Raw genomic sequence first — 12018 nt, forward strand, 5'->3', positions numbered from 1 at the left:
AAAGAATGGCCCCACGTGCACGACTCGAACGTGCAACCCCCTGCTTCGTAGGCAGGTGCTCTGATCCATTGAGCTAACGCGGGATGAGGATGGCATCTCGTGCGGGATTCGAACCCGCGATTTCCGGAGTGAAAGTCCGGCGTCCTCACCGCTAGACGAACGAGACGCAGAAAGAAAAAACGAGGTGGCGCGCGCGGAAGGAATCGAACCCTCAACCGCTGGTTTTGGAGACCAGTGCTCTGCCAGTTGAGCTACACACGCACGATAAGAACGAAGATGGTCTGGGTGGCAGGATTTGAACCTGCAGCCTCCTGCTTCCAAGGCAGGTCGTCTACCTGATTGACACTACACCCAGAGAAATTTGGTGCCTCGGGGGAGACTCGAACTCCCAGAATTCCGCTTCTAAGGCGGACACGTCTACCGATTGCGTCACCGAGGCTGAATGTGTTTTCTCTTGCTTGCCGAGGTGAGGGGCCGCGCCATCGCGGCCCCGCCTCGTCGTTTCGAATTTTTAAGGAGCGTGCATGGGCCGCCTGGCTTCATGCGCTGCAGCACGATCGCTGCATGGGTCAAGGGTTCGTTGCACAGGCCCAAAACGAAAAGGCCCGGAACCTTTCGGTGTCCGGGCCTCTTGGTAAAGAGCGCTTGGGAGGTCGTCGCCTAAGCGCGTCCTCCACCCGGATGCAATCTGTGGTTCTCGTTCAGCCATGCAGCGACCGTGACGGCCAGCAGAGCGCGCACGAGCGGCCGGACCGGCATGGGTCGGAGGCTGTCGATGCAAATGCGGGCTGCGGTGGTCACGATGGGTCCTGTGATGCTGTGGGTGGAATCGAAGAGGCGCGGTCTGCCGCGCGAAGGAGTCGGACTGTAAATAGTCTTTACTCCGTCGTCAACACATCGATCGAAAAAATTTAGACGTGGTGCAATGCACGAGATCGGCATCGACCTCGCGAGCCTTCCGATCGCGCGCCTCACTCAGCCCTTGAGCACGCCCGCCATCATTCCCTTGACGATCCGCTCCTGCCCGACCGCATAGGCGGCCAGCAAGGGCAGCGAGGTGAGCGTCGCCACCGCAAGCATCGCGGGGATGTTCGACGAGAACTCGCCCTGGTAGTCCCACAGCGCCAGGGGCAGCGTGCGCATGCCGGGCGAGCTGGTGAGCACGTAGGCGAAGATGAATTCGGTCCACAGGTGGATGCCGTTGTAGATCGCCACCGTGGCGATGCCAGGGCCGGACAGGGGCAGGAAGATCTGCCGGAAGATGGTGAACGGACCGCTGCCGTCGATCTCGGCGGCCTCCTCGAGTTCGCGCGGGATCTGGCGCATGAACTCGGTCAGGATGACGATCGAGACCGGCAGGCTGGTGGCGACGTAAGGACCGATCAGCGCGAACAGCGTGTCGTAGAGGCCGAGGTTGCGCGTCATCAGGTAGACGGGCACCAGCGTGACGTGCAGCGGCACCACCATCGCGGCGACGATCAGCCCGAGCAGTGCATGGTTGAAGCGAAACCGCAGGCGCGCGAGCGCGTAGGCCGCCATCGTCGACGCCGCGACGATCAGCAGCACCGAGGCGCCGACCACCAGCAGGCTGTTTCGCAGATACCCCGCATAGCCGCCTCGCAGCACCGACAGGTAGTGGCTCCAGTCGAAACGCTCGGGCCAGGCCCAGAGGCTGCCCGAGAACATCTCCTGCTGCGACTTGAGGCTGGTCAGCAGCATGAAGGCGATCGGCAGCAGCGTGACCGCGAGCCAGACCAGGGCCAGCAGCCAGACCAGGCCGAGTGTCAGCGGACGGGAGCGAACAAGCATGGATGTCACACCGGGGTCGAGAAGCGCCGCGTCAGGCGCAGCCCGAGGGCGGCGATCAGCGTCACGACCAGGAACATCGCCGAGGCGATCGTGCTGCCGTAGCCGAGCTGGTAGGACGAGAACACGGTGCGGTACATGTAGGTCGCCATCAGTTCGGAGGCGCCTTCGGGACCGCCGCCGGTCATCACGTAGACCAGGTCGAAGTAGCGCAGCGAGCCGATCACGGCGAGCATCGCGGCGATGCGGATGGTGCCGCGCAGCCAGGGCAGCTTGATGGTCCAGAACACCTTGGAGGGACGCGCGCCGTCGAGGCGCGCGGCCTCGGCGAGCTCGCGTGGAAAGGAAGCCAGGCCGGCCAGGAACAGGATCATGTGGAACGGGATGTTCTGCCAGCAGACCACGAGTGCCACGGACAGCAGGGCCAGGCGCGTGTCGCCGAGCCAGTCTTGCGCCAGCCACGGCAGGCCGATGGCCTGCAGCAGCGTGTTGAGCGGGCCGAAGTTGGGGTCGAGGATGTTCTTGAAGACCACGCCCAGCGCAACGCTCGAGAACAGCAGCGGCAGGAAGTAGAGCAGCTTCAGCCATTGCGAGCCGCGGCCCGCGCGGTCGAGCAGCAAGGCCAGCGCCAGCGCGATCGGCAGCTGGATCAGCACCGAGAGCAGCGCCAGCAGCAGGTTGTTGCACAGCGCGCGCCGGAACTGCGTGTCGTGCAGCAGTTCGATCCAGTTGCGCAGGCCGACGAAGACGCGGCCGGCGCCCAGGCCGTTCCATTCGAACAGCGAGAGACGGAAGCTGTCGACCAGCGGATAGACCAGGAAGACCAGCAGCAGCAGCACGGCCGGCGCCAGGAACACCACCGGCGCGAGCCGCCGCGCCAGCGCGGCGCGGCGCCGTGGCGTCGATGCGAAGACGGAGACGCGCGAACTCACGATGAAGGCTCCTGGTCCGGGCACGGGCCGGTGCTCAGCGCGGCATCCGCGCCGCCAGCGCCTCCATTTTCCGCGCGGCCTGCTCGGGCGTCATCGAGAGGCCGAACAGCGCCTGCACCGTGTCCTTGTGCAGCTCGGCGAGTTGCGGCGGCAGTTCCTGGTCGTACCACAGCTGCACCGACGGCGCGCTCACGACCGTGCTCATCAGCCGCTGCAGCAGCGGATCGGCGAGCTGCAGTCCCTTGACCGGCACCATGCGGCTGTTGGCCAGCCGGGCCCGCACGGCCTCGTCGTCGACCATGGTCTTGATCAGCGCGTACGCGGCCTCGGGCGACTTGCAGGCGCTGGAGACGCTGTAGAAGTTGGTGCCCATCGAACCGATGACGGCATCGCCCGCGCCCTTGCCGTTCGGCACGGTGGGAAAGGGAAAGAAGTCGACCTTCTTGCGGAACGCCGGGTTCTCGTTCTGGATGTTGCCGAGCTCCCAGCTGCCCATCAGCGTCATCGCGGCCTTGCCCGCATAGAGCAGGCGGCGCGAGGCGCCGGCGTCGTAGTCGAGCCCGTTGAAGCCCGGCGCGAAGGCACCCGCCCGCACCAGCTCCTGCAGGTAGCGGCCGGCCTCGACGAAGGCCGGCGCGGCGAAGCCCTCCCCGCCCGTGCGCGCCGCCGCCTTGCGAAAGGCATCGGGGCCGCCGATGCGGTCGACCAGGTACATGAAGTACATCGAGCCCGGCCACTTGGACTTGTTGGCCAGCGCGAAGGGCGCGATGCCCAGCCCCTTGAGCGTGCCCACCAGCGCCATCAGCTCGGGCCAGGTGCGCGGCGGCTTCAGGCCGTGCCGGCGAAAGAGTTCGGTGTTGTAGAAGATGACCGCCGCCGAGGTTTCTTCGCCGGGCAGGCCATAGACCTTGCCGTCGACGGTGGTGGCGTCGAAGGCCCCGGGAAGAAAGCGCGCGCGGAAGGCCTCGTCGCGGGCCAGGTAGGGCGAGAGGTCGAGCACCTGCCCGGCCTTCACGTACTCGCGCAGCAGGCCGCCGCCCCAGTTGGCGAACACGCACGGCGGCTGGTTGGCGCCGAAGGCGATCTTCAACTTGACCTTGTAGGCCTCGTTGGCGATCGGCGAGCGCTGCACCGTGTAGCCGGCATGGCTGCTCTCGAAGCGCTTGCCGGCGTCCTGCAGCACCCGCGAAACGCCCGGCTGGGTCTGGATGTCCCATGCCGTGATGGTCGGGGCACCCTGCGCCGCGACATAGCCGAAGATGCAGCCGGCGGAAATGGCCCATCCGCCGGCGAAAGACCGAGGCTTCATTGCCGTGCCCACTCCTGAAGATTCAGACGTCATAACGATATTGTTAACGTTAATTATCTCAATACTGGTAAATACCATGTAATCCATAGCGAAACCGTGAATAACGTTACATAAGAGCGTTACCCGAACGTTATGATGCCCCGAGTACAACGCTTCAACCTCCAGGACATGGCGCGGACCACCATCACCTTGGCCGACATCGCGGCGGCAGCCGGCGTGTCGGTCATGACCGCTTCGCGGGCCATCAACAACCAGCCCGGCGTTTCGTCGCAGACCCGCGACGCCTTGCTCAAGGTCGCGTCCGAGCTCGGCTACGAGGGCCACCGGGCGGCCTTCAAGTCCGGTACGCGCCCCCGCGTCATCGGACTGATCGCCACGCGCCTGAACCACCCGTTCGTTGCCGACATCGTCGGCAGCGTGGTCGAAACGGCGGCCGCCGCCGGCATCGAGGTCCTGGTCTATTCGCGCGGCCCGCACGAGCGGCCTCCCTCGGCCGAAGTGCTGCAGTTGCTGCGGCAGTCCACGGAAGGGCTGGTGGTCCTGCTGCCCTACCGGCTCGACCCGATGGCCGAGATGGCGGCGGAGCGCTTTCCGGTGGTGATGATCGACAGCCCCGGCGAGCCGGGCGAGCTGCCCTGCGTCGCGTCCGACAGCTACGGCGGCGCGCGCGCCGCGATGAAGCACCTGGCCGAGCTCGGGCACCGCCGCATCGCCTTCGTCGCGGGCGCCGAGAAGTTCGAGTCGGCGCTCGAGCGGCGCCGTGCCTACGACGATGCGATCGCGGTGCACGGGCTCGAACGCGACCCGGCGCTGGTGGTGCCCGGCGAGTACGACTTCGAGGGCGGCCGCACCGCGGCGCGCCAGCTGCTCGCGCTGCCGCAACGTCCCAGCGCCGTGTTCGCCGCCAACGACCTGAGCGCCTTCGGCTTGATGGGCGTGTTCCAGGAGCATGGGCTGCGGATCCCCGAGGACGTCTCGGTGGTGGGCTTCGACGACGTCGCGGCCGCGGCCCAGGTGCACCCAGCGCTCACGACCGTGCGCCAGCCGCTGGCCGACATGGGCCGTGCCGCGGTCAGCACGCTGCTGGCGCAGATCGCGGGCGTCGACGCCGGCACCACGCGCGTCACGCTGCCGGCCGAACTGATCGTGCGCCGCTCCACCGCGGCACCGGCACGCTAAGAAGGAACCCCGCATGAGCTCGCCGACACCGACCGCCACGCATCCCCACTACGACCGCCTGATCGCCACCGCGCGTGGCCTGCCGCCGCTGCGCGTGGCGGTGGTACATCCGGCCAATGCCGTGTCGCTCGAGGCGGCGCTCGCCTCGGCCGCCCTGGGGCTGATCGCGCCCACGCTGGTGGGCCCGCGCGCGAAGATCGAAGCGGCGGCGCACGAGATCGGCATCGACCTCTCGGGCATTGCCATCGTCGATGCGCCGCACAGCCATGCCGCGGCCGACGCGGCCGTGGCGATGGCCTTGCGCGGCGAGGTCGATGCATTGATGAAGGGCAGCCTGCACACCGACGAGCTGATGGGCGCGGTGGTGCGCCGCGAAGGCGGCCTGCGCACCTCGCGCCGCATCAGCCATTGCTTCGTGATGGACGTGCCCGGCCATGCGCAGCCGCTGGTCATTTCCGACGCGGCGATCAACATCGCGCCCACGCTCGAGGAGAAGGTCGACATCGTGCAGAACGCGATCGACCTCGCGCATGCGCTGCTGATGCCGGCCGTGCGCGTGGCCATCCTCTCGGCCACCGAAACGGTCAACGCCAAGGTGCCCTCCACGCTCGACGCGGCCGTGCTCTGCAAGATGGCCGACCGCGGCCAGATCACGGGCGCGCAGCTCGACGGCCCGCTCGCGATGGACAACGCGATCGACGCCGAGGCCGCGCGCATCAAGGGCATCGTCTCGCCCGTGGCGGGCCGCGCCAACGTGCTGATCGTGCCCGATCTCGATGCCGGCAACATGCTCGCGAAGAGCCTCACCTTCCTCGGCGGCGCCTATGCGGCCGGCATCGTGCTCGGCACCAAGGTGCCGGTGATCCTCACGAGCCGCGCCGATTCGGAAGCGGCACGGCTCGCCTCGTGCGCCGTCGCGTCGATGCTCGCGAAGGCGGGGCGCGACCGGCTCATCAAGGCCGTGGGGTAGCCTTCGTCCATGACCATTGCGCCCGAGTCGCCCGATCAGCCCGAGGTGATCGCCCTGATCGCCGAGCTTGATGCCTATCAAGACACACTCTACCCACCCGAAAGCCGGCACGCGCTCGACCTCGCGTCGTTGAAGCAGCCCCATGTGCTGTTCTTCGTCGCACGCGACGACACGGGGCGGGCCATGGGTTGCGGCGCGGTGGTGCTCGACACCGCGCAGGGCGAGATCAAGCGCATGTATGTCGCACCCGGCTTCCGGGGCCGGGGCATCGCGCGCCAGCTGCTTCAGGCGCTGGAGTCCGCCTCCATCGACGCATGCTGCAAGCTGCTTCTGCTGGAGACGGGACCGTTTCAACCCGAAGCCCTCGCCCTCTATGCTTCGCTAGGCTACGAGCGCCGCGGCCCCTTCGGCAGCTACACCGACGACCCGCTCAGCGTGTTCATGCAGAAGGCGCTCTCGAACCGCTGAGGCCCAACGTCCACGCGCCAGGAGACACCCGATGAAGATCCGAGAAATCGCCAGCGGCCTGCAGTTTCCCGAAGGACCGATCGCCCTGCGCGACGGTTCGGTGCTGCTGGTGGAGATCGCGCGCGGCACGCTCACGCGCGTGCGGCCCGATGGCCTGGTGCAGGTGGTGGCCGATCTCGGCGGCAGTCCGAACGGCGCGGCGATCGGCCCCGACGGCGCGGTCTACGTCTGCAACAACGGCGGCTTCAAGTGGCACACCGAGACCGACGGCAGCGTGCGGCCCGTGGGCCAGGCCGACGACTACTCGGGCGGGCGCATCGAGCGCGTGAACCTCGCGACCGGCCGTGCCGAGCGGCTCTGCGACACGGTCGAGGGCGGCGCGCTGTGCGGGCCCAACGACATCGTGTTCGATGCGCATGGCGGCTTCTACTTCACCGACCTCGGCAAGGTGCGCGAGCGCGACATGGACCGCGGCGGCCTGTTCTACGGCCATGCCGATGGCGCCGCCGCGCATGCGATCGCACGGCCCGTGATGACGCCCAACGGCATCGCGCTGTCGCCCGACGGCCAGACGCTCTACTACGCCGAGACCGAGGGCGCGCGCGTCTGGGCCTTCGACATCGTGGCGCCGGGCCGCGTGCGCAAGGACGGCTGGCCCTCGCCGCATGGCGGGCGCATGCTCTGCGCCTCGCCGGGCGGTCACTACCAGCGCTTCGACTCGATGGCGGTCGATGCGCTCGGCAATCTCTGCGTGGCGACGCTGCTGCATGGTGGCATCAGCATCGTGGCGCCCGACGGCGGCCAGGTCGAGCACCTGCCGCTGCCCGACCGCTACACCACCAACATCTGCTTCGGCGGTCCCGGCCTGCGCACCGCCTTCGTCACGCTGTCGGGCAGCGGGCGGCTGATCGCGATCGACGACTGGCCCACGCCCGGGCTGGCGTTGAACCACGAGGCCTGAAGTCCGCGCGGCGCGCGCCGCGCAAGCACATTCCCACCGCTCGCGCTTGTACCGAGTTGCTGTTGTCGCGCCCGCGTCAGCACAGCATCTCGGTACAAGCGTGCGCGCACCTGCGTTCCTACGATGCCAGCTCACTCAACAACCAGGTGTGGAGACATGAAACGTCAGGACAGAGGTACGGGGATGAAGTGGTTCATGGCCCTCGCATTGAGCGCGGGGCTGGTGGCATGCGGCGGCGGTGGTGGCGGCGGCAGCGGATTCATTCCGCTGCCGCCCGCATCGGGCGGCAATGGGGGCGATCCGCCGCCCGCGGCGGATGCGAACGCCTATGCCGATCCGATCCAGACCGCATCGGGCAAGGTGTCGGGCAGCACGGTCGGCGAAGGCGACACGCAGGTGCACCAGTACAAGGGCATCCCCTACGGCGCGCCGCCGGTCGGCAACCTGCGCTGGAAACCGCCGCAACCGCCGGCCGCGTGGGACGGTGTCTATGCCGCCACCAGCTACAGCAAGATGGCGCCCCAGCCCTTCCCCGCGTCACCGGTCTACGACGCCGTGCCCGAATCGGGCATGGGCGAGGACGTGCTGCGCCTCAACATCACGACGCCCGCGAAGAAGAAGGGCGAGAAGCTGCCGGTGATGGTGCTGTTCCATGGCGGCGGCCTCACCACCGGCTCGGTGAACCGCGCGAGCGACAACCTGCCGAACCTGCCCAACCACGGCGTGGTGTCGGTCACGGTGCAGCACCGCATCGGCGCGCTCGGCTACATGGCGCATCCGGCGCTCACGGCCGAGTCCGCCCACAAGTCCTCGGGCAACTACGGCCAGCTCGACCTGGTCGCGGCGCTCAAGTGGGTGCAGGCGAACATCGAGGGCTTCGGCGGCGATCCGGGCAACGTCACCATCTGGGGCCACTCGGGCGGCGGCATGAAGACCAACTGGCTCGTGGCCTCGCCGCTGGCCAAGGGGCTGTTCCACCGCGCCATTGCCGAAGCCGGCTGGACCACCGCCGGCACACCGCTCGCGCAGACCGAGCAGTTCGGCGTGAAGCTGATGGCCAAGGTGGGCGCGGCCGACATCGACGAGCTGCGCAAGAAGCCGTGGCAGGACATCGTCGCGGCCTCGTTCGCGAGCGGCAGCGGCTACACCACGGCCTTCACGGTCGACGACTGGTCGCTGCCCGACACCATCGGCAACCTGATCCTCGACAACAAGCACAGCGACGTGCCCTTCATGGTGGGCAACGGCGGCGCCGAGATCACGGCGGCGAACCCGCTGCGCGGCAACTTCCTCAAGCAGATGGTGAAGGTGCAGAAGTCGCCGATCTACACCTACATCTTCACGCACGTGCCGGTGAACTGGGCCAATGCAGGCGTGGCGGCCTACCACGGGCTCGAGGTGTCCTACCAGTACGGCTCGCTCGCCACGGTCGGGCGCATCTACGGCACCTCGCTGCTGCCCGCGAGCCCCGACATCCCGCCCGATCCGGGCGTGAGCGATCGCGACTACAAGCTCAGCGACGAGGTGATGAGCATGTGGACCCGCTTCGCGACCACGGCCGATCCCAACGTCGCCAAGGTCGGCGTGACCTGGCCGAAGTACGACGATGCCGACCAGTACCTCGACATCGGCATCCCCTCGATCGTGAAGACCGGCTTCTCGACCGTGACGACGAAGCAGATGCCGCGCTGAACGCGCCGCCATGAAGAAGAAAGCCGCCGCGGGTTTCGCCCCGCGGCGGCTTTTTTTGGTGGGCGCGTTCAGGAGAAGAACTTCACCGACTCGCGGTCGCGCGAGTACGACGGGCTCTGCCCGTACCAGTGCCGGTAGAAGTGCGAGAGATGCGCCGAGTCGCTCAGGCCCGCCTCGTGCGCGATGTCGGTGAGCGAGCGGCCCGAGTACAGCAGCTTGCACACGCGCACCTGCTTGCGCCAGGCCTGGTAGGCCCGGAACGACAGCCCGAGCGAATCGGAGATCAGGTGCGACATGCGGTGCGGCGACAGCTCGAAGGCGCGCGCGAGCTCGACCAGCGAGGCCTCGGGCTCCTCGTCGAGGTAGCGCAGCACCTGCAGCACGCGCGTGTCGATGCGCTGCGCGCGCGGCAGCTGCTCCACCGCCATCGTGACCAGGTCGCGGAAGATCTCCTCGGCCTGCGCGGGCTTGCGCGCGCCCTCGTGCATGCCGGCGAGAAAGCCGTCGAAGGGCTTGAAGGCCTTGCGCTCTAGCACGTGCGCGCCCGGCGGCACGATGCTGCTGAAGGCGCTGAAGAAAGGCGACGATGGCGGCAGGTTGATGCTCACCAGGCCCGCGTTCGACATGCTCAGCGTGCGCACCGTCTGCGGCGCCACCGCGATCGCACCGCCCACGAACTGGCGCCGCGGCGTGCGCAAGGTGAGCGGCGTGCCGTCGACGGAGAACAGCAGCACCGCATGGGGCCTGGAGGTGGCGGGGAAGTCGTCCTTGCGCGAGGCGTAGACGTAGGAATTCGCACTGAAGAAATACAGGTGGTCGGTCATCGGAGGGGGCAACCTGTCGTTCGGAAGGCAACGCGTGTTTTTGCATCACCACCCGGCATCCGGCCAGCGTGCTAACCCCTAGCGGCTTCGACGACGGGCAGCGGTCCTACGACACCACCTGGTAGTACAGGTTCTGCGGATGCCGTGCCTGCGCGAAGAAGAACCAGCGCTCGGCCAGCAGCCCCGGCGCCTGTACCAGCACCGCGAGCAGCCACGGCAGCGCGGCCGCGCTCGCGAGGCCCCAGGCCAGCAGCAGCGCGGGCAGCGCGAAGGCCAGCAGCAGGAAGCCCAACTTGACCTGGCGCAGCGCGAGCTGCGAGGCGCCATGGAAGAACTCGCGCGTGTTGAACGAGCCCGCCGACATGCCCATCGACTTCTGCACCAGCTTGTGCGTGCGAATGCCCGTGGCCGACTGCAGGGTGGAGCGCGGGCGCAGCCGCGCATTGCGGCGCAGCGTGACCGCGCGCACGGCCCAGGCCACGAGCGTGAAGGCCAACGCCCATGGGCCAAAGGCCTGCACGAAGCGCGCCTCGCCGGCCCCCGCAGCGAGCGCGCAGGCCAGCACCAGGCCCGACGACAGCCCGATCAGCATGAAGTTGGCGATGGTCAGCGGATGCGCCCACTCCTGGATGAAGCGCAGGCAGGCGTAGATCATCGCGGTGCAGTACCACAGCGCGACGGCGCCCCCCAGCACCAGCACGGGCAGCAGCACCGACCAGGGCGCCGCGACCTCGAGCCGCAGCGCGAGCCACCACAGCGCGACCAGCGCGATGAAGGCCGGCAGCACGATCACCTCGCGCGACATCCACGAGGTGCGCCACATCAGCACCGCGCGCCAGGCGCGCGTCTTGCGGCCCAGGTGCATGAACGAGGCCGCGAGGCCCGCGACCAGCAGCAGCTCGGCCAGCGCCAGCGCGCTGCCGAGGAAGCCCGGCGACAGTCCGAGGCCGAACAGCACGGCCAGCGCGAGCGCGGCCACCAGGCCCTGCGCGGCGCCGGCCAGCGTGGTGAAGAAGAGGATCGAGAAGGCGGGATGCATGCGCGCTACTCCGGCGTGCCCTGCGCGGGCGCCGCCATGTTGCGGCGCGGCAGGTAGCGGTTGGCGGGGTTGGTCTCCCACTCGGGCATCAGCGGATAGCCGCCGCGCTCGCGGATCGCGCGCGAGACCTCGGAGTCGGGGTCCTTCACGTCGCCGAACAGGCGCGCGCCGGTCGGGCAGGCCTTCACGCAGGCGGGCTTGCGGTCTTCCTTGGGCAGCTGCTCGTCGTAGATGCGGTCGACGCACAGCGTGCACTTGGTCATGACCTGACGCTCCTCGTCGAGCTCGCGCGCGCCGTAGGGGCAGGCCCAGGCGCAGTACTTGCAGCCGATGCACTTGTCGTAGTCGACCAGCACGATGCCGTCTTCCTTGCGCTTGTAGCTCGCGCCGGTCGGACAGACCGGCACGCAGGGCGGGTCCTCGCAGTGCAGGCAGCTCTTGGGGAAGTGCACGGTGTCGGTGTTCGGGAACGAACCGGCCTCGTAGGTCTGCACGCGGTTGAAGAAGGTGCCCGTGGGGTTGGCGCCATAGGGCTCGAAGTCCGCGAGCGGGCCCGCGCTGCCCGAGGTGTTCCACTGCTTGCACGAGGTCACGCAGGCATGGCAGCCGACGCAGACGTTGAGGTCGATGACGAGGGCGAGCTGCTTGGCGAGGGTTTCGCCGGGCTCGGCGCGCTGGCTCGCCGGACTCCCTCCCCCTCTGGGGGAGGGTCGGGGTGGGGGCACGACAGCCTTCGCAGAAGCAATGCACCCGATGGCATCGCCGCTGCCCCCACCCCCGCCCTCCCCCAGAGGGGGAGGGAGAAAGGCGCCAGCGGCTTCCGCCACGGGCTGGGGCT

At 68.3% G+C, this 12018-nt stretch carries 11 protein-coding genes and 5 tRNA genes; 5 read left to right on the plus strand and 11 right to left on the minus strand.

Going from position 1 to position 12018, the window contains the following annotated elements:
• Nucleotides 1-6: 6 nt before the first annotated feature.
• From AC07RM_RS34155 to AC07RM_RS34190, 8 genes are all read right to left on the minus strand, one after another.
• Nucleotides 7-83: transfer RNA gene (locus AC07RM_RS34155), tRNA-Arg, on the minus strand.
• Between the two features lie 7 nt (nucleotides 84-90).
• Nucleotides 91-166 (minus strand) — tRNA-Glu (locus tag AC07RM_RS34160).
• A 19-nt stretch (nucleotides 167-185) separates the two neighbouring features.
• A tRNA-Trp gene (locus AC07RM_RS34165) sits at nucleotides 186-261 on the minus strand.
• Nucleotides 262-277: 16 nt separating this feature from the next.
• Nucleotides 278-355: transfer RNA gene (locus AC07RM_RS34170), tRNA-Pro, on the minus strand.
• A 7-nt stretch (nucleotides 356-362) separates the two neighbouring features.
• Nucleotides 363-439: transfer RNA gene (locus tag AC07RM_RS34175), tRNA-Leu, on the minus strand.
• Nucleotides 440-975: 536 nt separating this feature from the next.
• The gene (locus AC07RM_RS34180; protein WP_495337305.1) at nucleotides 976-1809 is read right to left on the minus strand and encodes a carbohydrate ABC transporter permease; all 834 of its coding nucleotides are present in this window, start codon (nucleotides 1807-1809) and stop codon (nucleotides 976-978) included.
• 5 nt (nucleotides 1810-1814) lie between these two features.
• Nucleotides 1815-2738: a carbohydrate ABC transporter permease gene (locus AC07RM_RS34185; protein ID WP_495337306.1), complete on the minus strand. Its 924-nt coding sequence runs from the start codon at nucleotides 2736-2738 to the stop codon at nucleotides 1815-1817.
• A 34-nt stretch (nucleotides 2739-2772) separates the two neighbouring features.
• Nucleotides 2773-4047: an extracellular solute-binding protein gene (locus AC07RM_RS34190; RefSeq protein ID WP_495337307.1), complete on the minus strand. Its 1275-nt coding sequence runs from the start codon at nucleotides 4045-4047 to the stop codon at nucleotides 2773-2775.
• 135 nt (nucleotides 4048-4182) lie between these two features.
• On the opposite strand from AC07RM_RS34190, the gene AC07RM_RS34195 reads away from it, so the two are divergent.
• The 5 genes from AC07RM_RS34195 (at nucleotide 4183) to AC07RM_RS34215 (ending at nucleotide 9317) form a co-directional block, all read left to right on the plus strand.
• Entirely contained in the window at nucleotides 4183-5226 is a 1044-nt protein-coding gene (locus AC07RM_RS34195; protein ID WP_495337308.1) for a LacI family DNA-binding transcriptional regulator, read from the plus strand.
• Between the two features lie 13 nt (nucleotides 5227-5239).
• Complete coding sequence (locus AC07RM_RS34200; protein ID WP_495337309.1) at nucleotides 5240-6196, plus strand: phosphate acetyltransferase; 957 nt, start codon at nucleotides 5240-5242, stop codon at nucleotides 6194-6196.
• A gap of 9 nt (nucleotides 6197-6205) precedes the next feature.
• Complete coding sequence (locus tag AC07RM_RS34205) at nucleotides 6206-6664, plus strand: GNAT family N-acetyltransferase (protein ID WP_495337310.1); 459 nt, start codon at nucleotides 6206-6208, stop codon at nucleotides 6662-6664.
• A 31-nt stretch (nucleotides 6665-6695) separates the two neighbouring features.
• A complete protein-coding gene (locus AC07RM_RS34210) occupies nucleotides 6696-7625 on the plus strand; it encodes an SMP-30/gluconolactonase/LRE family protein (RefSeq protein WP_495337311.1) in 930 nt (309 codons plus the stop codon).
• A 195-nt stretch (nucleotides 7626-7820) separates the two neighbouring features.
• On the plus strand, nucleotides 7821-9317 hold the full coding sequence (locus AC07RM_RS34215; protein ID WP_495337312.1) for a carboxylesterase/lipase family protein: 1497 nt from the start codon (nucleotides 7821-7823) through the stop codon (nucleotides 9315-9317).
• Nucleotides 9318-9385: 68 nt separating this feature from the next.
• On the opposite strand, the gene AC07RM_RS34220 is transcribed toward AC07RM_RS34215, so the two are convergent.
• From AC07RM_RS34220 to AC07RM_RS34230, 3 genes are all read right to left on the minus strand, one after another.
• A complete protein-coding gene (locus AC07RM_RS34220) occupies nucleotides 9386-10141 on the minus strand; it encodes a helix-turn-helix domain-containing protein (protein ID WP_296781437.1) in 756 nt (251 codons plus the stop codon).
• Nucleotides 10142-10247: 106 nt separating this feature from the next.
• Nucleotides 10248-11180 carry a dimethyl sulfoxide reductase anchor subunit family protein gene (locus AC07RM_RS34225; RefSeq protein WP_495337313.1) on the minus strand — a complete coding sequence of 311 codons (933 nt, stop codon included), beginning with the start codon at nucleotides 11178-11180 and terminating at the stop codon, nucleotides 10248-10250.
• Between the two features lie 5 nt (nucleotides 11181-11185).
• Nucleotides 11186-11905 carry a 4Fe-4S dicluster domain-containing protein gene (locus AC07RM_RS34230; RefSeq protein WP_431509974.1) on the minus strand — a complete coding sequence of 240 codons (720 nt, stop codon included), beginning with the start codon at nucleotides 11903-11905 and terminating at the stop codon, nucleotides 11186-11188.
• Between the last annotated feature and the right edge of the window lie 113 nt (nucleotides 11906-12018).

This window comes from Variovorax sp. GW821-FHT09B05, from assembly GCF_059418265.1.